Here is a 23,396-nt window from a genome sequence, read left to right as displayed (position 1 = left end):
CGATCGGGCACGCACTCTGCCCGGCTAAGCGATTGCTTAGGCGAAGATACCCGGGGGCCCTTCGGCAGGCCACTGTGACCGGCCTCATTTTCGCCCGGTCGGGGCGGGGTTCCCGGCCTCCGGATTTCAAGGCTCGACTAGAAATTCCAGGACCCCCTGCGTAAAGTGACCTGGGTCTCAGCACGTGGCGGAAGGAGGCGCGGATGTCGACGGCGACACCGCGAGCCCGCGTCGACGGGGTGCTTCGCGCCGTCCGGGCGCTCGAGCCCGTGGACGTCGCGTTCGCCGCGCGGGTGGACCGGGGCACGGGCACGTTCGTGCTCGACCGGTTCGACGGGGCGCGCACCGATTTGCTGCGCAACCTGGTCATTCCCCGGGGCGAGGGGGTCGGCGGCCGGTGCATCGCGCTGGAGCGGCCGGTGTTCGTCCGGGACTACGTGGCGGCCAAGGGCATCACGCACCGGTTCGACGGCGCTGTGGCGGGGGAGGGCCTGAGCGCGATGTTCGCCGTGCCCGTGAAGACCGACGGGGTGGTGCGCGACGTCGTGTACGGCGCGGCGCGCACGTCGGTGGAGTTCGGTGAGGGCCTGATCGACCGGGCGGTCGACCTCGTGAAGCGCTCTGCCGTGGAAGAACCGACGAGCCCGCCGCGGCGTTCGGCCGGCGACATCGCCGCCGAGCTCGAGGACATCGCGGCCGCCGTCACCGACCCCGAGGTGCGTCGGCGGCTCCGTGAGCTGGGCGCGAGCCTGTCCGGGAAACCGGCGGAGGACGACCTGCCGATCCGGCTCTCGCCGCGTGAGCTGGACGTGCTCACGGCCGTCGCGATGGGCCACGCCAACGTGGACGTCGCCCGGCGGCTCGGCCTCACCGTGCAGACCGTGAAGTCGTACCTGAAGAGCGCGATGGCCAAATTGGACAGTCACACCCGCGGCGAAGCCGTCTACCGCGCGCGGATGGCCGGCTTGCTACCGTGACCGCGGTGGGGAGCCTGACGGCCGGCGGGGCCGGAGAAGCACCGGTGACCCGGGCCGAGCGCAAGCGGGCCGAACGGGTGGCGCGGCTCGAACGCGCCGCGGCGCGGGTGTTCGCCCTCCACGGCTACGAAGGCGCGAACTTCGACCTCATCGCGGCCGAGCTGGACCTGCGCGGCGCCAGCCTCTACTACTACGTCTCGTCGAAGGAAGAGCTCTTCCTGCGCTGCCTGCGCCAGTCGGCGGCCGACGTGTCCGCCCGGCTGCGCGCGATCGTCGAGGCCGAACCCGAGCCGCGGGAACGGCTGCGGCGGCTGTTCCGCGAACAGGTGCTGATCGAGGTCCGCGACTACCCCGAGTACGTCCCGCTGTTCTTCAAAGCGCGCGTGAGCGTCCCCGCGCTTCAGGAAGCCGTCCTGAGTCTGCGGCGCGAGCACGCGACGGTGTTCGAGGAAACGGCGCTGGAGCTCGGCACGGACCCGCGGAAAGCGCGGCTGTGCCTGGAAATCGCGTACGGCACGCTGGCCTACCTGCCCGATTGGTACGACCCGGCCGGTGAGGTGGGTCCCGCGGAGCTGGCGGACGAGCTGGCCGAACTGCTCGTCGCGCCGTTCCTCGGCACGGGCGGCTGACCACCCCCACTCGTGGGTATCCGCGCGACCGCGCCGCACCTACCGTTGGTCCGGATGGCCCAGTCCCCGGCTGGGCCCGACGATCCCGTGCTCCCGCCACCCCGAGGCGGGACCCCCGAGAACAGGTGATGCCGAATGACCGCGACCACCACGAACTCCGTGCGGGGTGGCCAGCTCGCCGACCACGGGTACGAGCTGCCCTGGGCCTTCACCCCCGAGCACCTGCAGTGGCGCGACACCGTGCGGGAGTTCACCGCCGAAGTGGTGGCGCCCGAGGCTTCCCGGCGCAGCATCGAGTCGAAGTTCGACGCGGACCTGGTCCGCGCGGCGGGGCGGCTCGGGGTCTTCGGCCTGATGGTGCCGGCCGAGTTCGGCGGCGCCGGCGCCGACCTGCGCACGCTCTGCCTGACGATCGAGGAACTGGCCACAGTGGACTCTTCGCTGGCGGTCACCGTGCACGTCCAGGCGATCTGTGCCGCGCTGCTGGCTCATTTGGCCCAGGACCGGCCCGAGCTGTGCCGCGAGATCTTGCCCTCGGCCGCCACCGGCGAGACGTTCATCTCCATCGGCCTCACCGAGCCGTCGGGCGGGTCGGACGCCGGCAACATCAGCACCGTCGCGCGCCAGGACGGCGACGGCTGGATCATCAACGGCGCCAAGCAGTTCATCACGAACTCCGGCACCCCGTTCTCGCGCTACGTGATCCTGCTCGCCGCGGTCGGCGAGGACGAGCGCGGCCGGCCGCCGGTCTCGGCGTTCCTCGTGCCGCTCGACGCGCCGGGCGTCACCGTCGGCAAGGGGTACCCGAAGCTGGGCTGGCGCTCCTCCGACACGCACCCGCTGTTCTTCGACGACGTCCGCGTGCCGGGCGACGCGCTGCTGTCCGAACCGGGCCGCGGTTACCGCGACGCGCTGGAGTTCCTCACCTGGGCGCGGCTGCCGATCGCCGCGATGAGCGCCGGGCTCGCCCGCGGCTGCCTGGCCGACACCCTGCGCTTCGTCACCGAGCGCACGTCGTTCGGCAAGCAGCTGGGCCACCACCAGGCCGTGGCGTTCCAGACCGCGGACATCGCCGCGCTCGCCGCCACCGCCCGCACCCTCACGTACGACGGCGCGTGGAAGTACGATCACGGCTTGTCGATCAGGGAGGCCGCCGCCACGGCGAAGCTGGTCGCGTCGGAAGCCGCGAACAAGGCCGCCTACCTGGCGACCCAGCTGCAGGGAGGCTACGGCTTCATCGAAGAGACGGCCGCGACCCGCCACCACCAGGACGCCCGCATCCTCACCATCGGCGAGGGCACGTCCGAAGTGCAGCGGATGCTGATCGCGCGTTCACTGGGGCTGGCCGTCTGAGCAGGTGCCGATCGATCGAACACACAAGGGAGTGTGCCGTGGCCGACAGTGTGGAACAGCTGATCTCCGTTCCGTTGCAGGAACTTCCGGACCGGTGGCGCTCGGCGAGCCGGGCCGAGGAGATCGCGCAGGCACGGGCGCTGCACGACCGCGACCCGGACGAGTACTGGGCCTGGGCCGCGGGCAAGCAGCGGTGGATGCGGCCGTGGGACGAGGTCCGCAGCGGTGACCTGCCCGAGTTCCGCTATTTCACGGGCGGGCTGCTCAACGTCGCCGACAACTGCGTCGACCGCTGGGCCGAGGACCCCGCGACGGCCGACCGCGCCGCCGTGGTGTGGGAGGGCGAGCCGGGGGACACCCGCACGGTGACCTACGCCGAGCTCGCCCGCGAGACCTCGGCGCTGGCGGCGGGGCTGCTGGAGCTGGGCGTCGGCAAAGGCGACGTGGTCGCGATCTACCTGCCGAACCTTGTCGAGGCCTTCACGGCCATCCACGCGTGCAACCGGATCGGCGCGATCTACACGGTGCTGTTCTCCGGCTTCGGCAAGGACGCCGTGGCCGCGCGGCTCAAGGTCTCCGGCGCGAAGGCCGTGGTGGTCGCCGACGCGTCCTACCGGCGCGGGAAGCTCGTGCCGCTGCTGGAGACCCTGCGCACGGCCCGGCCGGGCCTGCCCGACCTCGGCCACGTCGTGGTGCTCGACCGCACCGGCCGCGACCTGCCGCTCGAAGCCGGTGAGGTCTCCTACGCCGACCTCGTCGCCCGGCACCCCGAAGGCACGCCGGCCGTGCCGCTGGAGGCGAACGACCCGGCGTTCCTGATCTTCACCAGCGGCACGGAGTCGACGCCGAAGGGCGTGGTGCACTCGGTCGCCGGGTTCCTGGTCGGCACGTGGGCCAACGCCTACTGGCAGGCCGGCCTCGAACAAGGCGACGTGTACTGGGTGGCCGCCGACGTCGGCTGGCTGACCTTCCCGATCCAGGCCGTGATCGGCGGGCTGGCGTGCGGGACCACGATCGCGTGTTACGAAGGCGCGCTCGACACCCCGACGAAGGAACGGTTCTACGAGTTCTGCGAACGCCACGAGGTCACGCAGGTGCTGGCCGCGCCGACCGTGGTGCGGATGCTGCGCTCGTTCGGCGAGGACCTGTGCGCCGCGCACCCGTTGCCGCACCTCAAGCTGATCACCGTGCAGGGCGAGCCGCTCGACGCCGAGACGTTCACCTGGGGCACCGCGCACCTCGACGTGCCGATCGTGAACGCCTACGGCCAGACCGAGACGGGCTCCACCTGGACCTACCCGGTGACCGGCGTCGACGCGCTGAAGGCGGGCTCCGCCGGGCGGCCGCTGCCCGGCCACCACTGCGAGATCGTGGACGACGACGGCGAGCCGGTTCCCCCCGGTACCAAGGGAAACCTGGTGATCACCCGCCCGTTCCCGACGCTGGCGCGCACGGTGTGGGGCGACCACGAGCGGTACCTGTCGGCGTACTTCACCCAGTACCCCGGCAAGTACAACACCAAGGACGAAGCCGTCCTCGACGACGACGGCCACCTGTGGGTGCTCGGCCGCGCCGACGACGTCATCAACGTCGCCGCGCACCGCATCTCCACGATGGAGATCGAGGGCGTCGTGACCGCCCACGAGCGCGTCGCCGAGGCCGCCGTGGTCGGCGTGCCCGACCCGACCAAGGGCACCGTCCCCATCGCCTTCGTCACCCTCCTGGCCGGCGCCGACGCCGACTCCGTGTCGGCCGAGCTGATCCGCCGCGTCGGCGACGAACTCGGCGGCTACGCGCGGCTGGCCAAGGTCTACCCCGTCACGGCCCTGCCCAAGACCCGCACGGGCAAAACCATGCGCCGCCTCCTGCGCGACGTCCTCGTCGAGGGCGCCCCGCGCGGCGACACCAGCGCGATGGAAGACCCGGGCGCCCTGGACGCAGTGCTGACGGCGGTGTCCGCCGCCCGCTGACCCTCCCGCCCCGCGAAGCCGCCACCCCGTCCCGGCGGCGCGTCCGGTTCGCCCGGAGCGTGCGCCCGGCGGGGTGGCGCGACTGACCGAGGGCGGCCGTCCGGCCGGTTGAAGCGGGGTCCACTCCTACCTGCGGGCCACCTTCGCGGCCCCGATCGGCGCGCGGCCGATCGCCGGGGGAAGAAGCGCGACCCGCCGGTGGCAGCCCGGGGCCGTGCGCTGCGGCGGCGTCGGCCGATCAAGCTCTCCTGGCGACGGCCGCGGCAACCGGCGGCGCGTCCGGTTCGCCGGAGCGTGCGCCGGGCGGGGCGGCGCGGCTGACCGATAAGCTGGCGCCGTGGCCGAGGGGCGAGAGGTGTCGACCGTGACGATCTGGAACGACGTGATCAGTTTCGTGCGCCTGCGGTACGAGGTGCTCGAGGACCACGACGGCTGGCTGCGCTTCCGCCTGCCCACCGAGGACGGCCGGAGCCAGCAGGCGACCGTTCACCTGCTGCCCGACCACGGTGGGGTGGCGTGGGCCGAGCTGTCCTCGCCCGTCGGCTGGGCCGACCGCGTGGACCTGCGCCGGCTGCTGGAGCTCGTCGGCGAGTCCGGGGTCGGCGGGGCGGCCGTGGTCGACGGCGTGGCGCTGATCAAGCACGCCGTGCCGCTCGCCTCGCTGGACATCGAGGACGAGCTGGACCGGCCGTTGCGTGCCCTGGTGGCCCGCGCCGACCAGCTCGAACACGAGCTCGGGCAGGGCGACGAGTTCTGATCGTCGGCCCGGGCCTCAGCTCGGGACGCCGGCCGGTTTCTTCGCGCGCACCGGCGCCGCCAGCACCGCCAGCGCGACCAGCTCCGTGAGCGCCATCCCGCGTTCGACCAGGCCGAGCGGGATGAGCAGCCACCAGCGTTCGTCGTTGACCGCGGCGACCGCCACGGCGCCGAGGATGATCGCCAGCCAGCCCAGCGACAGCACGGCGAGCAGCCGCGCGGCGAACCGGCGGCGTGGCGAATGGGGGAACGTCGTGCGCGCGGCCACGAGGATGGCCAGCGGCAGGCAGACGAACGCGACCACGCTGGCCACCCGGTGCAGCGTGCCGCCCGCGGCGCCGCCGGTGGCCGTGGCCCAGTTGGTCTTCGGGAACGCCACGATCACGAGCAAGCCGATCGTCCACAGTGCACCGAACACAGCCGAGACCACGGGCAACCGCCGTTGCAGCCGCAGCACGGCGAGCGTCACGGCGGAGCCCACGGCCACCAGCACCACTGCGAGGTCGAACACCCACTTGTTGTCCGACAGCCCGTACTCGCTGATGGTCCGGCTGGTCACGCTGATCTCGTCGGTGGGCGGCACCAGTTGCAGGAGCAGGACCAGCGCGGCGCCGATCGCGAACGCGGCGATGCCGGCGATCGACAGCAGAGCGGGGCGGCGGTCCTCGGCGAGGGCGGTCATCCTTCGAGATTAGCCAGGACGGGTATGTGCCCGCTGTGAGTGGATGATCCCGTACTTCCGAAGGTTACCCGGGGCGTTTTGCGTCGATATGGTCGTTCGCTGCCGGAGCGTCCCTGCTCCCGGCTCGGCCCTGGGAGGTCCGCGAACGTGGGGAATTCACCGCTTTCATCCAGACTCTCACTCAGAAGATCCAGACCGTGGGTCCTGCTGGCCACGGCCGGCGTCCTGGCGGGGACGTTCGTCGCCCTGCCGACGTCGGCCACGGCCGCGCAGAACGTGGTGCACGCCGACCGCTCGGTCGTGCGGTCGTGTTTCGCCGCGCTCCAGCCGCCCGGCGCGGCCGGCACCGACCGCCGCGAGGTCGCCTCGACGGTCGACGGCCTGGTCCAGGCCCGTCTGGCGCCGGGTGCCGGCGCCGAGGGCGACTGGGACCTCGCCGTATTCGACAAGGCCACCGGGGCGCTCGTCGCGGCCTCGGCGGCCTTGCGCAGCCACGAGCTCGCCGAGAGCTTCGTGAAGAAGGGCCAGCAGCTCGTGATCCAGAGCTGCCGGTACGCGGGCAACGCCAAGGAGGCGAAACTCGGCGTCGACTTCCTCGCGCTGACCCCGCAGGGCACCCCTACCGGATCCGCCGCGCCGGCCCAGCGCGCCGAGCTCGTCCGCGTGCACACGCCTTCGCGCGCGGACAAGAACAAGCTCCTCGGACTCGGCCTCGACGTCACCGAAAAGGGTGACGCCACGGGCGTCGAGGTCGTGCTCGCCGGCGACGCCGACCGCCGCACGCTCGCCGCGAGCGGGCTGAAGTCCACCGTCGTCGAGCCGGACCTGTCGGCGAAGTCGATCCGCGACGCGAAAACCGACCGCGAGTACGCCGCGAAGACGGCGTCCTCGGTGCTGCCGTCCGGCCGCACGAGCTACCGCCACCTGTACGACTACGAATACGAGATGAAGGAGCTCGCGCGCAAGAACCCCAAGCTGGTCAAGGCGTTCACGCTGCCGGAGCCGACGTGGGAGGGCCGTGACGTCGTCGGGCTCGAGATCGCCACGGACGTCGCGAACACCGCCGACGGCAAGCCCGTCGACTTCACCATGGGCGTCCACCACGCGCGCGAATGGCCGGCCGGTGAGACCACGATGGAGTGGGCGTACCAGCTGATCAACGGCTACACCCACGACACCACGATCCGCGGGCTGGTCGGCAAGACGCGCAACATCATCGTGCCGATCGTGAACCCGGACGGCTTCTCGATCTCCCGCGAAGCCGAACCCCGTGGTGATTTCTCGCGATTCGACTACGAGATGAAGCGAAAGAATTGCAACGCCGCCGATTCGCCGCCGCAGTTCGCCACCGGCGTCTGCAAGGCGAACCCGGGCGGCGCGCAGCGCGGCACCGACCCGAACCGCAACTACGCCGGCTTCTGGGGCGGCGGGGGAGCGGGCCTGTCGTGGAGCAGTGAGACGTTCCGCGGTTCGGCGCCGTTCAGCGAGCCGGAGTCGCGCAACATCCGTTCGGTCGTGTCGTCGCGGCAGGTGACGAACCTGATCACCTTCCACACCAACGCGGCGCTCGTGCTGCGTCCGCCGGGCGTCGCCGACGTGCGGCCGCCGCTCGAGGACCCGGTGTACAAGGCGCTGGGCGACAAGCTGGCCTCCCACAACGGTTACACGAGCGAACCGAGCTGGGCGCTGTACGACACCACCGGCACCACGGAGGACTGGTCGTACTGGGCCACCGGCGGCTGGGGCTTCACGATCGAGATCGGCGGCGCCGGGTTCCACACGCCGTACGAGGTCGGGGTCGTCGCCGAGTACGCGGGCCTGGCCCCGTCGACCGGTGCCGGCAAGGGTGGCAACAGCGGTGCGCTGCTGGAAATGCTGCGCAACACCGCCGACCCGGCCGCGCATTCGACGCTCATCGGCACGGCGCCGAAGGGCTACCAGCTCAAGCTGCACAAGACGTTCCAGACCCCGACGTCGCCCGTGCTGCAGCCGGACGGCTCCACCAAGCCGCCCGTGTACGTGACCGACGACCTCAACTCCACCTACACCTCGACCGGCGGCCGCTTCGCGTGGTCGGTGAACCCGTCGACGCGGCCGTACGTCGCGGGCCGCTACGGGCGTGACCCGCAGGGCCCGGCGCAGGCCGGGTACGCCGTGGCGAACCCGGCGGGCGTGCCGCCGATCAACGAGTCGTACCCGGACAACCCGGCGTCGGAGAGCTTCACGTTCCACGTCGACGGGTTGCCCAAGGTGGACAACGGGAAGTTCAGCGTGGACGTGAACTGGGCGAACCCGGACACCGACTGGGACCTGTACGTGTACGACGCCGCCGGCAACGCCGTGACGTCGTCGGCCAACGGCGGCACCACCTCGGAGCACGCCGTGCTGTTCGACCCGCCCGCCGGTGACTACCGCGCGGTGCTGGTGAACTACGCCCAGGCCGACCCGGCCCAGGTGGACGACTGGACCGGTGGCGTGTCGTTCGCGTCGCCGGTGCCGCCGACGTACGGGCCGAAGGAGGCCTACCAGCTGACCTGTGCCAATGCGAAGGGCAAGCTGGCGGGCATCGCGGACGTGTACCTCGACCGCGGCCAGACCATCGACGTCGGCGAGATCTGCACCAACTCGGCGCGCGCGGCGAAGAACCGCTCGCACGGCTGAGTTTTCCGGTCCGTGGAGGGCTCCGTCTCGGGGCCCTTCACGGGCTTTCTCAGCCGGTGACGGCCAACGCGACCCCGAGCACCACGAGCACCACCCCGACGACCCGGTTGAGCACCGGCCGCGCCCGGTCGTACCAGCGTTGCGTGACGGGGGAGGAGAACAGCAGCGCCACCGACAGGTGCCACGTCGCCGACGCCAGGACGATGAGCCCGATCGCCGCCGCCTTCGTCGCCGTGGGCTCGGTCGGCGGCAGCGTGGCCGTCAGCACGCTCCCGAAGAACACCGCGGCCTTGGGGTTGGTGACGTTGCTCAGCATCCCCTGCCCGAACGCGTTCTTGCGCTCCGGCAGCGGCTCCTGGTCGGGTGCCCGCGCTTTCCACCACAGCCTGATCCCCAGCCACGCCAGGTAAAGCCCGCACACGATCCGCAACGCGGTCGCCAGCCACGGCGTCGCGGCGAGCAGCGCGCCCAACCCGAACACGGCCACCGTCGCCAACAGCCCACCCGCCACCACGACCCCGGCCGCCACGGCCACCGCCGCCCGGCGCGACCCGGCCGCGGCGGTGTGCGCGATGAGCACGAAGTTCGGCCCCGGCGTCACCGCCGCGGGCGCGTAGACGAGCAGGACGGTGCCCAGGGTGGCCGCGGTGTTCACGTGGTCATCCTCCCGCGTGGGCGCGGGCCGCCGGACGACGGGCGGGGACGGCCGGGAACACGGTGCCGCGTGGGCTGCTCGGCTCGTGCCTTCCGGCACCGGCGAGGAGCGGCGGTGCCGCGCGGTTTCACTCCCGCGGTCGGCTCGGAGTCAGGTCGAGCTTTGCCGCTTCGCCCGTGCGAGCCGAGTGGCGAGGCCGCAGCGGTGCAACCACCGCGCCGGCGCGAGGCGTAGGCAGGATCTCTCGGCGTCCTCGCTCGCCTACGCGGCCCGCCCGCTCCCCACGACCTGGCCCCGCACCGTTCGCAGTGCGTTGTGGTCCACAGTAGACGGTTCCGCCGAGAGCCAGCCGCCGATTTCGTGCAGGAACTGTTCCGGCGTCATGGGCGCGGCAGGGTCCAGGGCGGGGTCGGAGTCGGCCGTGGTGATGGCGCCGGCGCGGCTGGGGTAGACGATCATGGCGCCGCGCAGGGCGATGCCGGGGAGGAGGTCGCGGTAGGAGTCGAGACTTTCGGCCAGGCGGGAGCCGCCGCCGCGGAAGGGGCGGCCGTTGCGCAGGAGGCGGCCGTCGTCGGCGGTTTCGTAGTGGCCGGGGAGCCACTGTTTCGACTCGATGAGCACGAGGCGTTTGCCGCACAGCACGGCGTGGTCGACGTCGGCGAAGACGGAGCCCGGCCAGGCGAGACCGTGGAAGATGCGGGCGGCGGGCAGCCGCGTCAGGTAGCGCTCGAGGAGGTCGGCGGTGAGGCGTTCGGCGAGCTCGTCGGCTTCCACGCCGGGGCTGCCGAACACCGAGCCGCCGCCGAACTCCGCGGCGAACTCGCTGCGGGCGCGCCGCGCGGCGAGGTAGCCGCGGGCCAGGCGCTGCACCAGCAGCGCCGTGGCGGCCGTGAGCGCGAGCCACACGATGAGCACCGGCGGCGTGAAGTCCACGCCCAGCACCAGTGGCGCCAGCACCAGCACCATTCCGGTGACGGCCGCGACCACCGGCGTGTGCCCGGGTCCGCGTCGCCGCCCGTGGCGCACGCGCGGGTCCTGCGCCGCGAACTCCCACCACTCGAGCTCGTCCGGCTCCAGGTCCAGCGGCTCGGGCACGAACCCGGGCTCTTCGCTGAATCGGCGGCGCTTCGGCTTCGCGGGCGGGCGCGCGTGCACGGTCGGGATGCCGGCGTCGTACGCAGCGCGAGCGCGGGGATCACTCAGCGTGTCGTAGGCCTCGCGCAGCAGCTGGAACGTGCCGACGGTGCCGCCCGCGTCGGGGTGCAGCGTCTTCGCCAGCCTGCGGTAGGCAGCCTTGACCTCCGTGGGCGACGCCGTCTTCCCCACGCCGAGCACCGCGTAGTAGTCGACTTCGGGCACGTTCGCGTTCCACCTCCGAATGGCTGCCGCGCAACGATATGGGGTCGGTGATCGCGATCGGCAACCGCCTCCGCGGCGCGCCGGGGTGAACCCCGTTCATCGTCCGGCGCCGGTGACCACAGTGGACAGTGCGGACCCCGTGCTGGCTGCGCACTGTCGCTCGATCGGGTTCCGGTGCGTGATCTACGCCGTAGACTCGCGGGTCCACGGTGCAGACTGCGCGGGGTGCGCAGACTCAAGACCGCCCGGCGGTCCGAGATCGTGGGCGCGGCACTGGAGCTGGCGGCCGAACGCGGCCTGCCCGCCCTGTCGATGCGCGGCGTCGCCGCCCGGCTCGGCCTCACGCCCATGGCGCTGTACGGCTACTTCCGCAGCAAGGACGACCTCCTCGACGGCATCGCCGCCCACCTGCTCACCCTGCTGCCCACCCCCGCCGCGGACCTCGCCCCCTTCACCCGGCTGCGTGAACTGGCCACGGGCGCGCGGGCGGTCGCGCGCGAGCACCCCGCCGTGGCCGGCCTTCTGTTCACCCGTCCGGCGGCGAGCGAGCAGTCGCTGCTCCCGGCCGAACGCGTGTACCAGGCGCTGCTGGACGCGGGCGTGCCCGAAAACGAAGTCCCACGCCTGGAACGCCTGCTGTCCACGTTCGTCTTCGGCCACGTCCTCTCGGAGGTCGAAGGCCGCTTCGCCGCGAGCACCCGCCTCGCCCGCTCGCGCCGCGTCGAGCTCGGCCCCGCGGACCTGCCCGCCCACCACCGGCTCGGCTCGCTGCCGCACCGCGTCGACTGCGACGCCGAGTTCGTGAAGGACCTCGAAGACCTGCTGACGATCGTCGAAGCCGCCGCGCGGTGACGCTCAGGCTTGCGCGGCCGTCCGCCGCGGCTCGCGCCGTTCGAAGACCAGCTCCCGCGCCGTGCCGAGCGCCGTCGTCACCGCGCCCGCCAGCACAGCCTCCGGCCCCAGCTGCCCGGCGACGATCTCCGGCGCGAACGGCGTCGTCGCGGCCAAGGCACGCCGCATCGGCCCGGCGAGCAGCGCCGCGTTGCTCCCGATGCCACCGCCCAGCACGATGAGCCCGGGGTCGAGCACCGCCGTCACCGCGGCCACCACGTGCGCCAGGTGCTCGGCCTCCTCCTCGACCACTCGCAGCGTCACCGGATCCCCGTCCGCGGCAGACCGGAATACCTCCCGAGCACTCCGCGCGGTCGACCCCAGCGCGCGGGCCCGCGCGACGATCGCGTGCGCCGAAGCGACGTCCTCCATCGGCCCGGGCCGGTGAGCGCGCGCCCCGGAGGCACGGGCGCCCGCCGGCAGGTCCGCGATCTCGCCCGCCGCGCCGTGCGCGCCCCGGAACAGCTTCCCGCCGACCAGCACGCCCATCCCGATGCCGGTGCCCACCGTGAGGCACACCAGCACGTCCACCCCCAGTGCCGCGCCCAGCGCGTGCTCGCCGACCGCGCACAGGTTCGCATCGTTCTCCACGACGAGGTCCGAACCGTGTGCGCACAGCCGTTCGGCCAGCGAGTGCAGCAGCCCCTTGCGCTCCCACCCCGGCAGGTTCGGCGCCCGGTGAACGGTTCCGGTGCGCGCGTCCGGAATGCCCGGCGTGCCGACCACGGTGGCCACGACGTCGGCCGGTGCCAGCCCGGCCGACGCGACCGCGCGGCCCACGGCGTCGCCGACCGTCCGGACCAGCGCGCTGCCCGACCGGCACCGGTTCGGCTCGTCGAGCCGCGCGACGATGCTCCCGTCCAGATCGGCCACGGCCACGCGGATCGAACGCCGGCCGATGTCCACGCCCACGACGTGCCCGGCCTCGGGCGCCACCCGGTACACGACGGCGGCGCGCCCCGGCCCCGACGGGCTGTGGCCGGTGGCCCGGACCAATCCGCACTGCTCCAGATCGAGCAGCGCCTGGCCCACCGTCGGCTTCGAAAGCCCGGTGTCGGCGGCGATCCCGGGCCGCGTGGCCGCACCACCGGCGCGCAACCGGTCCAGCACCAGCCGCTGGTTCAGCTCGCGCATGTTCGCCGGTGTGCCCACCCGCGGTCCCGCCATGCTCACCCCTCGCCGTTTCCACAACTTTACGAACGCGGCCCTTCCGACCCCGCAAATCTTATGTTAAGAAGCTTTACTAACTATTGGACGGAGGCGCGACGTGAGCTCACCCACCCGTTCGGGGGCTTCCGGAACGGCGGATCTTCCACGGACCGGTCTCGAACGCAAGATCGGGCCGCTGCAGGCGACCGCGATCAACATGACGCAGATGTGCGGGATCGGCCCGTTCGTGACCATCCCGGCGATGGTCGCCACGATGGGCGGCCCGCAGGCGATGTTCGGCTGGATCATCGGCGCGATCATCGCCCTGGCCGACGGCCTGGTCTGGGCCGAGCTCGGCGCCGCGCTGCCCGGCGCCGGCGGCACCTACATCTACCTCCGCGAAGCCTTCCAGTACCGCACCGGGCGGCTGATGCCGTTCCTGTTCGCCTGGAGCGCCGTGCTGTTCATCCCGCTGATCATGTCCACGGGCATCATCGGCCTCGTCCAGTACCTCGGCTACCTCATCCCGGGCGTGGTCGACGACGGCGGCGTGACGCCGCTGGGCAAGATCATCGGCATCGCGATCGTCGTGGTGATCGTGCTGGCGCTGTTCCGGCGCATCGGCCAGATCAGCAAGCTCACCACCGTCCTGTTCGTGATCATGCTGTTCGCCGTGCTGACCGTGATCGTCGCGGCCTTCTCGCACTTCAGCGGCGGCCAGGCGTTCGCCTTCACCCCCGGCGCGTTCGGCTCGGGCGGCGCCTTCTGGGGCGGCCTCGGCGCCGGCCTCGTCATCGCCATCTACGACTACCTCGGCTACAACACCAGCGCCTACCTCGGCGGTGAGGTCCGCAACCCGGGCCGCACGATCCCGCGGTCGATCATCTTCTCGATCCTCGGCATCATGGCGCTCTACTTCCTGCTGCAGGTCGGCGTGCTCGGCTCGATCCCGCTCGACGAGCTGAAGAACGCGACGTCGGTCGCCTCCACCGTGCTGGAGCAGGCGTGGGGCACGGTCACCGCGAAGGTGATCACCGTCTTCATCGTCATCGCCGCCATCGGCTCCGTCTTCGCCGGCCTGCTCGGCGGCTCGCGCGTGCCGTTCGAAGCCGCGCGCGACAAGGTGTTCCTGCCGGTGTTCGCCAAGCTGCACCCGAAGCTGAACCTGCCCACCGCCGGCGTGCTGACGATGGGCGTGATCACCGCGATCGGCTCGCTGTTCACCCTGACCGACGTGATCAACGCGGCCGTGACCGTGCTCGTGATCATCCAGTCGCTGGCGCAGGTCGCCGCGATCTGGGTGCTGCGCCGCCGCCAGCCGACGTTGAAGCGGCCGTACCGCCAGTTCCTCTACCCGATCCCGACGATCATCGCGCTCGCCGGCTGGGTGTACATCTACATCTCCGCCACGTTGCTCTCGATCGTCCTTTCCGTGGCGTGGATCGTGCTCGGCGTCGTCGCGTTCCTGATTTACGCAGCGGCGGAGAAGACGTGGCCGTTCGGGCCGAAGGAGATCCGCGAGGAGTTCGTCCTCGCGCAGCAGCAGCCGACCGAAGAGGGGCTTGAGGCATGAGGAAACCGCTCGTCGCCGGGATCGCGGCGGCCGCCGCGCTGATCCTGGTCCCGGGGGTGGTGAGCGCGACGGCGTCGGCCCAGGCGCCCGCCGCGTCGCCCCAGCACCACGCTCCGCGTGAGCAGGGGCTGTCCACGATCGGCACGTCGGGCTGGCAGGTGCTCACCACCGCGAGCGTGAAGGACGGCGGTGACCGCGTCTCGCAGCCCGGGTACTCGACGAAGGGCTGGCTGCCGGTCAAGGCCGATGACGCGGGCGCGCCGGGCACCGAGATCAACGCGCTGGTGCAGAACGGCAAGTGCCCGGACGTCTTCTACTCCGACAACATGCGCAAGTGCTTCGGGTACGTCGACAAGCTCGGCCCCGTGACCACGAAGCCGTTCTCCGACCCGTGGTGGTACCGCACGGACTTCGACCCCGGTTTCGCCAAGGGCAAGAACGGCAAGCTCACGATCCCGGGCATCGTCGGCGAGGGCGACGTGTGGGTCAACGGCACGCTGGTGGCAGGCAAGGACGTGGTGAGCGGCGCGTTCGCCGGCCACACCTTCGACGTGACCAAGCTGCTGAAGCCGGGCAAGAACACGCTGGCGATCAAGGTCTACCCGAACAACCCGCTCACGATGTACACGCTCGACCAGGTCGACTGGGGCCAGATCCCGCCGGACAACAACACCGGCATCCAGTACCCGCCGACCCTGCAGCTGTCCGACGCGCTCACCGGCGACAACGCCCACGTGGTGCAGGACAACGCTCCCGACCTGTCCACCTCCTCGCTGACGGTGAAGGTCGACGTCACCAACAACGCCGGCTCGGCGCAGACCGGTGACGTCACGGCCACGGTGAACCCGCCGTCGGGCGCGCCCATCGTGGTGAAGCAGAGCGTGAAGGTGGCGGCGCACGCCAAGCAGACGGTGACGTTCACGCCGGCGAAGTTCGCGGCGCTGAAGATCCGCAAGCCGCAGGTGTGGTGGCCGTACTCGATGGGCGCGCAGCCGCTGTACACTTTGGACACCTCGGTGAGCCAGGGCGGCGTCGTGTCCACGTCCTCTTCGGACACTTTCGGCATCCGCACGGTGACCTCGAAGCTCGTCGGCAAGTCGGCGCCGCTGCCGCAGGGCTCGCGGCTGTTCGCCGTGAACGGCAAGGACTTCGTGTTCCGCGGCGGCGGTTTCGCGCCGGACCTGTTCCTGCGCTACGACAAGGCCGACACCGCGCACCAGATCGCGCTGATCAAGAACATGGGCCTGTCCGGCGTGCGGCTCGAGGGCCACGACATGCCGCAGGACTTCTACGATCAGGCCGACCGCGCGGGCCTGCTGGTGATCGGCGGCTTCCTGTGCTGCGACGCCTGGCAGCCCGAGGACGCCTCGAAGCTCACCGATCGCGACTACCGGATCATGCACGACTCCGCGTACTCGATCGCGCAGCGCGAGCGCAACCACCCGAGCGTCTTCAACTACGGCTGGAGCGACAACGAACCCGTCGCTCGGCAGGAGTCCGAGACGCTCGCCGCGTTCTCCGAAGCCGATTTCCAGGTGCCGGTGATCGCTTCGGCGGAGTACAAGAGCACCCCGACGCTCGGTGTCTCCGGTGAGAAGGAAGGCCCGTACGACTGGGTCCCGCCGGCCTACTGGTACGACACGTCGCACTTCGACTCCGGTGACTCCAGCCGGACCAACGCCGGTGGTTCGTGGGGCTTCGCGAGCGAGCAGAGCGCCGGGCACACCGTGCCCACTTTGGACTCCATCAAGCGGTTCCTCTCGCCCGAGGAGCAGGCGAAGCTGTGGCAGGACCCGGCGTACAACCAGTACCACGCCAACTTCGAGCCCGACCACGGCGGTTACGCCTTCGGCACGCTGTACACGTTGGACAACTCCATCACCCAGCGCTACGGCAAGTGGAACTCGCTGGAGTCCTATGTGGAGTCCGCGCAGGTCGCGAACTACGAGAACACCCGGTCGCAGTTCGAGTCGTTCATCGCGCACTCGACGGACAAGGACAACCCGTCGACCGGGGTCGTGTACTGGCAGCTGAACAAGGGCTGGCCGACGCTGCTGTGGTCGCTCTACAACGACGACGGTGACCAGCCGGGCGCGTTCTTCGGCGCGAAGAAGGCCAACGAGCCGCTGCACGCGATCTACGGCTACGACAACGGTTCCGTGACCCTGGCCAACCTCGGCGGCGGTACGCAGTCCGGTGTTTCGGTGCAGGCCAGGGTGTACGACACCGCGGGCAAGGTGCTCGACGACCAGACGGCGAAGAACGTGTCGCTGAACTCGCAGGGTGTCGTCACCGGGCTGCTCAAGCCGAAGGTGCCGGCCGAGACGAAGCCGCCGGCCAAGGCGCAGGTGGACTTCGTGGAGCTGCAGGTGAAGCAGGGCGCGAAGGTCGTGGACCGCAACGTCTACTGGCTCTCCACGCAGAAGGACGTCGTCGACTGGAACAAGACCCTGGGCGAGCCGCAGGCCACGCTCAGCCAGTACAGCGACATGTCCGCGCTGCGTGAGCTGCCGAAGGCGCAGATCGGTGTCGAGAGCTCGACCAAGCGCGTGGCGGGTCCGGACGGGGCCGACACGGCGACCACGGTGACGGTGACCAACACGTCGAAGACGCCGGCCGTCGGGTTCTTCCTCCGCGCCGACGTCCGCCGGGGCACCGCTTCCGGTGGTGTCGCGTCCGGCGACAGCCAGCTCGCCGCGGCGACGTGGGACGACAACGACATCACGCTGTGGCCCGGCGAGTCGCAGACGCTGACGGTGACCTACAAGGCCGCGGACCTGCACGGCGCACCTGCCGTGATCACGGTCGACGGTTTCAACACCGGCAACGTGGTGGTGCCCGCTTCGCGCGGTCACCACGGCGGCTACGCCGTCCGCCCGCCGGCGATCGAGGGGACTCGCGAGTGATCCTGGGTATCGACTTCGGCGGCACGAAAGTGGCGCTGGGGCTTGCTGACGACGCCGGAACCCTGCTGGCGACGCGCCGGCTGGACACCGACGCCGAGGCGGGGGCCGAGCAGGTGGTGACGCGCGCGCTCGCCGGGGCCAGGGCTCTGGTGGCCGACGAGGGCGCGTGCGTCGACTCGGTCGGTGTCGTCAGCCCCGGGATCGTCCTGGAGGACCGGATCCTGCTCGCGCCCAACGTGCCCGGGTGGGAACAGCTGCACCTGCGTTCGCTGGTCGCGGCCGAGTTCGGCGGCGTCCCCATCGCCACCGGCACGGACGCCAAGGCGGCCGCCCTGGCGGAATGGGAGTTCGGCACCCTCGCGGGCGCCGATCCGGCGGTGTTCCTCTCGCTGGGCACCGGCATCGCCGCCGCGGTCCTGGTCGGCGGTGTCGTGCTGACCGGCGCCAACGGGGCCGCGGGCGAGATCGGCTACAACCTGCTCGCGCCCCAGGACACCGACGGCTTCGCCAGCGGCTCGGCGCCGCTGGAGGAGGCCGTCGGCGGGCGCGGGCTGGGCCGCCGGGCCGCGGAGCTGCTGGGCCGTCCGGTGACGGCGGCTTCGTTGTTCGAGCTGGCTCGGGAGAACACGCAGGCGAAGGAACTGGTCACCTCGGCGTTGGACGAGTTGTCCATGCACGTCGCCAATCTGGCCATCGCGTTCGATCCTTCGCGGATCGCCGTGGGCGGCGGGCTGGTCCGCTCGGCCGACGTGCTGCTGCCGGCTCTGCGTGACCGCTTGGCTGGGGCGGTGCCGTTCCCGCCGGAACTGGTGGCGGCGCGGTTCGACCAGGACGCGTCGCTGCTCGGCGCGGTGGCTCTGGCCATGCGGCTGAGTACCGGGGGATAGCTGCCCGAAGGTGTGCCGGTGCCCCGACCCGGCGCAGCTTCGGGTACCCACGTCCGGAGGGGCGGTGCCGTTTCGGTGCCGCCCCTCAGGCGTTTCCGGGCTTGCGCAACCGGAGAGCGGTGACGAAAGGCAGTCCCGCCAAGCGGAAGACGGTCGCTTGGCCGGCGAAGTCGAGGCCGGCGTTGTGGGCCAGTGAGACGACGTCCTCGACACTTTCCGTGCGGTTGCGGCGCGGCAGGAGGCGGGCGGCAACGCGTAGCCAGCCTCGCGTGAAGTGTTCCGCCACGACCGCCGTGCCGCCGGGAGTGAGGACGCGGTGGATTTCCGCGAGGCCCCGGGCGGGGTCGGCCCAGTGGTGGAACGACATCGTCGACAGCACCAGGTCGAAGTGCTCGGCCGGGAAGGGGAGAGCCTCCGCGGTGCCGATGGAAAGTTCGGCCGGGAAAGGCTTTTCCCGTGCCCGTGCGAGCATCCGGGCCGCGGGGTCCACACCGGACAAAGCGGCGTCCGGGAAACGGGCGTGGACCAGCGCGAGCAGTTCGCCGGTGCCGGCGCCCACGTCCAGGACCGAACCCGGCGCGTCAGGGGTGGCGAAGGAAAGCGTCGCGCGGTGGACGGCGCCGAAGAAGCCCTGCAGGGCCGGCTTGTCGTAGGTGTCGGCGCGGGCGTCGAAGCGGCCGACGTCGTGGTAGGTCATGGTGCTCCGATCGTGGTGATCAAGGCGGCGGAGGCGGCGTCGATGGCGGCGGCGACCGTCTCCCCGGAAGCGGGGCGGCCGGCGTCGAGCCAGGTGAGGATCGTTTCCACCGAGAGCGTGGTCAACAAGGTCGCGGCCCAGGCACGGCGTGCCGGGTCGGGGATTTCCGCCGGCAGCGCCGATTCCGCGACCAGGGAGCTGCGCGAGCGGAAGTCGGCCGCCCATTCGCTGAACTCCGGCTCGCGTGCGACGTGGCGGAACAGCAGGCGGAAGCCGTCCGGGTCGGCGGCCGCCGCGGAGACCGCCGCGCGCACCGGGTCGGGACGGTCCGACGTGGCCGCGCGCAGGCGGTCGCGGACGTCGTCGAGGACGGCGCGGTACAGGTCGGGCTTGCCGGCGAAGTGGCGGTAGATGATCGTCGCCGTCACGCCGGACTCGCGGGCGACCAGCTCGATCGTGGTAGCCGCGTAGCCGTCGCGAGCGAAGGCCGTGCGCGCCGCGGCGAGGATCTGCGCGCGGCGTTCGGCGCGGGGCAGCAGCTTGCGACCGGTGTCCACGAGAGTGTTTATAGCTCTCTGTACACTCCGGTGTAAACAGTTATCGCCGAACGCGCGTCGACTCCCGCACCACCAGCTCCGGCGTGAAGACCTCTTCGCGGTGCGGCGGCGGGTTCTCGTCCGTCTCCGCGAGCAGCTGCTCGGCGGCCGTGCGCCCGAGCCGGAACGCGGGCTGGCGCACGGACGTGAGCGGGACGGCCGCCGCGCCCGCGAACTCGATGTCGTCGTAGCCGACGATGGCCATCTCGTCCGGCACGCGCACGCCGGCGCCGACCATCGCCTGCAGCACACCGAGGGCGAGCAGGTCGTTGGCGCAGAACACAGCCGTCGGCCGGGGGCTCATGCCGAGCAGGCGCGCGCCCGCGTCGCGGCCCGACGCGACGTCGAGGCCGATCGCTTCGACCACCGACAACTGCGCGCCCGAGCCGGTGAGCACGGAACGCACGCCGGCGTCGCGGTCACGGCACTGCGTGAGGATGGTGGGACCGTTCACGAACCCGATGTGCCGGTGCCCGGTCTCCAGCAGGTGCCGCGCGGCCAGCGCGCCACCGGCGACGTCGTCGACGGACACAGAGCTGGCCTCGTCGGCGGGCACTTTGCGGTCCACGAACACGTACGGGATCCCGCTGCGCCGGAACGCCTGCATCGCGTCGCCCGCGGTGTCGACCGGGCTCAGCAGCACGCCGCGCACCCGCTGCTCGGCGAGCATCGCGAGGTACGACGCCTCGGTCTCCACCCGCTGCCCGCTGTTGCACGTGATGATGTTGATCCCCTGCGCGTGGGCGGCTTCCTCGGCGCCGCGCGCGACGTCGACGAAAAACGGGTTCCCGAGGTCGAGCACGAGCAGCGCCATGATCCGCGAACGCCCCGCCCGCAGCTGCCGCGCGGACTCGTCGCGCACGTACCCCAGCTCCTGGATGACCGACAGCACCCGGTTGCGCGTGGCCGTCGCGACGACGTGCGGCCGATTGACCACATTGGACACTGTGCCGATCGAAACGCCCGCGCGCTTCGCGACGTCCTTGATGCCGACCACGGCCCTCCCTCGCCCCTTGGGACGGCCAGCCTAACACGATGATGAAACGTTTCAACGGTGCGCGGGTGCCGCGTGGCTCGTGGGGTCGGTGATCCCGATCTACGGGCTGCACCCGTTCCTCGCCTGACGTCTGCCAGATTCGATCTGGCGGCGGCTCGCGCGGATCTGGCGCCTTCACTGTGTGCAGGAGAAGCTGCGGGTGGCCGTGGTCGTCGCCAGCACCCGGGAGGGCCGGGTGGGCGGCGGCGTCGGCCGGTGGTTCGTCGAGCGGGCCGGTGCGCGCACCGGGCTGGACCTCGACGTGGTCGACCTCGCCGACTTCGCGATCCCGGCGTGCTACCCCGCGCGGCCGACGCCGGCGATGGCCGGGTTCGCGCGGCGGATCGCGGCGGCGGAGGCGTACGTGGTCGTCACGCCGGAGTACAACCGCAGCTTCCCGGCGTCGCTGAAGCAGGCCATCGACTGCGCGTACGACGAGTGGCGGGCGAAGCCGGTCGGGTTCGTCTCCTACGGCTACCGCGCCGCCGGCCGGTACGCGGTGGAGCAGCTTCGCGGGGTGTTCACCGAGCTGCACACGGCGACGTTGCGCGACGCGGTGTGCCTCGACCTGCTCGAAGGTCGCGTCGCCGACGGCGGGTTCCGGCCCGATCCGGAGCGCTACGCGCACGCCGTGACGACGTTGCTCGACGAGCTCGTCTGGTGGGGGCTCGCCCTGCGCGACGGGCGGCGGGCGCGGCCGTATTGCGCGTGAACCGACTGTGACGGGGAAAGGACAGACATGAGCAGTGCCACCGCCGAGCCGGCGATCGAGACCGCCGGGCTCGTGAAGGTGTTCGGGGAGACCCGGGCAGTCGACGGCATCGACCTCGTGGTGCCCGCCGGCACCGTGTACGGCGTCCTCGGCCCCAACGGCGCGGGCAAGACGACGGCCGTGCGGATGCTGGCGACGCTGACCAGACCCGACGGGGGCGAGGCACGGGTGTTCGGCAAGGACGTCGTGCGGGACGCCGATGCCGTGCGCAGCCGGGTGAGCCTCACGGGGCAGTACGCGTCGGTCGACGAGGATCTCACCGGGACCGAGAACCTCGTGATGCTGGCTCGGTTGCTGGGGCATCGCAAACCCGCGGCGCGGTCGCGGGCGGCGCAGCTGCTGGAGGCGTTCGGGTTGACCGACGCGGCGGCGCGTCAGGTGAAGAACTACTCGGGTGGGATGCGGCGCCGGCTGGACATCGCGGCGAGCATTCTCAACACGCCCGATCTGCTGTTCCTCGACGAGCCGACGACCGGGCTGGATCCCCGTAGCCGCAACCAGGTGTGGGACATCGTGCGGGCGATCGTCGCGCAGGGGACGACGGTGCTGCTGACCACGCAGTACCTCGACGAGGCCGATCAGCTGGCGTCGCGGATCGCGGTGATCGATCACGGGAAGGTGATCGCGGAGGGGACCAAGGGGGAGCTGAAGGCCTCCGTGGGGGTGGGGGCTGTGCACCTTCGGTTGCGTGATTCCGACCAGCGTGCGGCTGCCGCTGAAGTACTGGGGCGCACGCTCGACGCGGCTGTGCAGTTGGAACCGGATCCGGTGGCGTTGACGGCGCGGCTGTCGGCCGATGCGCATCTCGGTGCGGCGGACCGGGCGTCGCGCGCGTTGGCGGAGCTGGCTCGGGCGGGGATCACGGTGGACACGTTTTCCCTGGGGCAGCCGAGTCTTGACGAGGTGTTCTTGGCTTTGACCGATCGTCCGGCTGAGGAGGTGGCGGTGTGACGACTGTACGTGAGGCTGATGTCGAGTTGGCGGCGCCGAAGGTCGAGGATTTGGCGGCGTTGCTGGTGGCGGTGGAGCGGCCGCCGCGGCCCAGCGCGTTGTCCACGTCCATCACGTTCGGACGGCGGGCGGTGCTGAAGATCAAGCACGTGCCGGAGCAGCTGTTCGACGTGACGGCGTTTCCGATCATGATGACGTTGATGTTCACGTATTTGTTCGGTGGGGCGTTGGCGGGGTCGCCTTCGCAGTATCTGCAGTTTTTCCTGCCGGGGATTTTGGCGTCGAGTGTTGTGATGATCACGATGTATACCGGGTTGGCTGTCAACACGGATATCGAGAAGGGGGTGTTCGACCGGTTTCGGACGTTGCCGATTTGGCGACCGTCGGCGATGGTGGGGTATTTACTGGGGGACGCATTGCGGTATGTGATCGCGTCCGTGGTGATCATGGTGGTGGGGTTGATTCTGGGGTTCCGGCCGCCTGGCGGGTTCGGGGGTGTGGTCGCCGGGGTTGTGCTGCTGCTGGTGTTTTCGTTCGGGCTGTCGTGGGTGTGGACGATGTTCGGGTTGTTGCTGAGGTCGGAGAAGTCGGTGATGGGGGTGAGCATGATGGTGATCATGCCGCTGACTTTTCTGTCCAACGTGTATGTGGATCCGTCGACCATGCCGGGGTGGTTGCAGGTTTTTGTGGAGCTGAATCCCATCACGCAGCTGGTGAGCGGGGTCCGGTCGATGATGGCCGGGGCGTGGGACTTCGGGGCGATCATGTGGACGTTGATCGCGGCCGGGGCCCTGACGGTGGTGTTCGGGACGTGGACTATGCGGTTGTACAACCGGAAGTGAAGTGCTCGGCGCGCGGAGCGCACCATTGCATTCGAGGAAGTGTGGTGGGGCACC

The 23,396-nt window shown here is 71.1% G+C and carries 20 protein-coding genes; 13 read left to right on the top strand and 7 right to left on the bottom strand.

Going from position 1 to position 23,396, the window contains the following annotated elements; translation table 11 throughout:
• Positions 1-203: 203 nt before the first annotated feature.
• The 5 genes from AB0878_RS39260 to AB0878_RS39240 all read left to right on the top strand — a co-directional run bounded on the left by AB0878_RS39260 (position 204) and on the right by AB0878_RS39240 (position 5,686).
• The gene (locus tag AB0878_RS39260; protein ID WP_366586180.1) at positions 204-977 is read left to right on the top strand and encodes a LuxR C-terminal-related transcriptional regulator; all 774 of its coding nucleotides are present in this window, start codon (positions 204-206) and stop codon (positions 975-977) included.
• Positions 978-982: 5 nt separating this feature from the next.
• Entirely contained in the window at positions 983-1,606 is a 624-nt protein-coding gene (locus AB0878_RS39255) for a TetR/AcrR family transcriptional regulator (protein WP_366586178.1), read from the top strand.
• Between the two features lie 135 nt (positions 1,607-1,741).
• Positions 1,742-2,959, top strand: coding sequence for an acyl-CoA dehydrogenase family protein (locus tag AB0878_RS39250; RefSeq protein ID WP_366586176.1), 1,218 nt, complete (start codon positions 1,742-1,744; stop codon positions 2,957-2,959).
• A 38-nt stretch (positions 2,960-2,997) separates the two neighbouring features.
• Positions 2,998-4,929, top strand: a complete 1,932-nt coding sequence (locus AB0878_RS39245; protein WP_366586174.1) for an AMP-binding protein — start codon at positions 2,998-3,000, stop codon at positions 4,927-4,929.
• A gap of 364 nt (positions 4,930-5,293) precedes the next feature.
• Entirely contained in the window at positions 5,294-5,686 is a 393-nt protein-coding gene (locus AB0878_RS39240; RefSeq protein WP_366586296.1) for a hypothetical protein, read from the top strand.
• 15 nt (positions 5,687-5,701) lie between these two features.
• Here AB0878_RS39240 and AB0878_RS39235 read toward each other — a convergent pair whose 3' ends face one another.
• Positions 5,702-6,367 carry a DUF998 domain-containing protein gene (locus tag AB0878_RS39235; protein ID WP_366586172.1) on the bottom strand — a complete coding sequence of 222 codons (666 nt, stop codon included), beginning with the start codon at positions 6,365-6,367 and terminating at the stop codon, positions 5,702-5,704.
• A gap of 204 nt (positions 6,368-6,571) precedes the next feature.
• Here AB0878_RS39235 and AB0878_RS39230 point away from each other — a divergent pair, with 204 nt between their 5' ends.
• Positions 6,572-9,028: a M14 family zinc carboxypeptidase gene (locus tag AB0878_RS39230; protein WP_366586293.1), complete on the top strand. Its 2,457-nt coding sequence runs from the start codon at positions 6,572-6,574 to the stop codon at positions 9,026-9,028.
• Positions 9,029-9,077: 49 nt separating this feature from the next.
• Here the strand turns inward: AB0878_RS39230 and AB0878_RS39225 are convergent, their stop codons facing one another.
• Positions 9,078-9,683: a LysE family transporter gene (locus tag AB0878_RS39225; RefSeq protein ID WP_366586170.1), complete on the bottom strand. Its 606-nt coding sequence runs from the start codon at positions 9,681-9,683 to the stop codon at positions 9,078-9,080.
• Positions 9,684-9,944: 261 nt separating this feature from the next.
• Positions 9,945-11,042, bottom strand: a complete 1,098-nt coding sequence (locus AB0878_RS39220) for a DnaJ domain-containing protein (RefSeq protein WP_366586168.1) — start codon at positions 11,040-11,042, stop codon at positions 9,945-9,947.
• 225 nt (positions 11,043-11,267) lie between these two features.
• Here AB0878_RS39220 and AB0878_RS39215 point away from each other — a divergent pair, with 225 nt between their 5' ends.
• Entirely contained in the window at positions 11,268-11,894 is a 627-nt protein-coding gene (locus AB0878_RS39215; RefSeq protein WP_366586166.1) for a TetR/AcrR family transcriptional regulator, read from the top strand.
• A gap of 3 nt (positions 11,895-11,897) precedes the next feature.
• Here AB0878_RS39215 and AB0878_RS39210 read toward each other — a convergent pair whose 3' ends face one another.
• The gene (locus AB0878_RS39210; RefSeq protein WP_366586164.1) at positions 11,898-13,100 is read right to left on the bottom strand and encodes an ROK family protein; all 1,203 of its coding nucleotides are present in this window, start codon (positions 13,098-13,100) and stop codon (positions 11,898-11,900) included.
• Between the two features lie 100 nt (positions 13,101-13,200).
• Here AB0878_RS39210 and AB0878_RS39205 point away from each other — a divergent pair, with 100 nt between their 5' ends.
• From AB0878_RS39205 to AB0878_RS39195, 3 genes are read left to right on the top strand one after another with little or no spacing between them, the layout of a single operon-like run.
• Positions 13,201-14,655, top strand: coding sequence for an APC family permease (locus AB0878_RS39205; protein WP_366586162.1), 1,455 nt, complete (start codon positions 13,201-13,203; stop codon positions 14,653-14,655).
• On the top strand, positions 14,652-17,561 hold the full coding sequence (locus AB0878_RS39200) for a glycoside hydrolase family 2 TIM barrel-domain containing protein (RefSeq protein ID WP_366586160.1): 2,910 nt from the start codon (positions 14,652-14,654) through the stop codon (positions 17,559-17,561). Before AB0878_RS39205 ends, AB0878_RS39200 begins: the two co-directional genes overlap by 4 nt.
• Positions 17,558-18,448, top strand: coding sequence for an ROK family protein (locus AB0878_RS39195; protein WP_366586158.1), 891 nt, complete (start codon positions 17,558-17,560; stop codon positions 18,446-18,448). Before AB0878_RS39200 ends, AB0878_RS39195 begins: the two co-directional genes overlap by 4 nt.
• 85 nt (positions 18,449-18,533) lie before the next feature.
• Here the strand turns inward: AB0878_RS39195 and AB0878_RS39190 are convergent, their stop codons facing one another.
• The 3 genes from AB0878_RS39190 to AB0878_RS39180 are packed head-to-tail and all read right to left on the bottom strand — an operon-like array spanning position 18,534 to position 20,738.
• Positions 18,534-19,145, bottom strand: coding sequence for a class I SAM-dependent methyltransferase (locus tag AB0878_RS39190; RefSeq protein ID WP_366586156.1), 612 nt, complete (start codon positions 19,143-19,145; stop codon positions 18,534-18,536).
• A complete protein-coding gene (locus tag AB0878_RS39185; protein ID WP_366586154.1) occupies positions 19,142-19,702 on the bottom strand; it encodes a helix-turn-helix domain-containing protein in 561 nt (186 codons plus the stop codon). Before AB0878_RS39185 ends, AB0878_RS39190 begins: the two co-directional genes overlap by 4 nt.
• A 40-nt stretch (positions 19,703-19,742) precedes the next feature.
• Positions 19,743-20,738, bottom strand: a complete 996-nt coding sequence (locus AB0878_RS39180) for a LacI family DNA-binding transcriptional regulator (RefSeq protein WP_366586152.1) — start codon at positions 20,736-20,738, stop codon at positions 19,743-19,745.
• A gap of 181 nt (positions 20,739-20,919) precedes the next feature.
• Between AB0878_RS39180 and AB0878_RS39175 the strand changes: the two genes are divergently transcribed.
• From AB0878_RS39175 to AB0878_RS39165, 3 genes are read left to right on the top strand one after another with little or no spacing between them, the layout of a single operon-like run.
• On the top strand, positions 20,920-21,489 hold the full coding sequence (locus AB0878_RS39175) for an NAD(P)H-dependent oxidoreductase (protein WP_366586150.1): 570 nt from the start codon (positions 20,920-20,922) through the stop codon (positions 21,487-21,489).
• 27 nt (positions 21,490-21,516) lie between these two features.
• Entirely contained in the window at positions 21,517-22,500 is a 984-nt protein-coding gene (locus tag AB0878_RS39170) for an ATP-binding cassette domain-containing protein (RefSeq protein WP_366586148.1), read from the top strand.
• The gene (locus AB0878_RS39165) at positions 22,497-23,342 is read left to right on the top strand and encodes an ABC transporter permease (protein ID WP_366586146.1); all 846 of its coding nucleotides are present in this window, start codon (positions 22,497-22,499) and stop codon (positions 23,340-23,342) included. Before AB0878_RS39170 ends, AB0878_RS39165 begins: the two co-directional genes overlap by 4 nt.
• Positions 23,343-23,396 lie beyond the last annotated feature (54 nt).

Origin of the sequence: Amycolatopsis sp. NPDC047767, from assembly GCF_040704195.1 — a bacterium.
GTDB lineage: Bacteria > Actinomycetota > Actinomycetes > Mycobacteriales > Pseudonocardiaceae > Amycolatopsis.
This window is presented reverse-complemented; position numbering and strand designations above follow the sequence as displayed.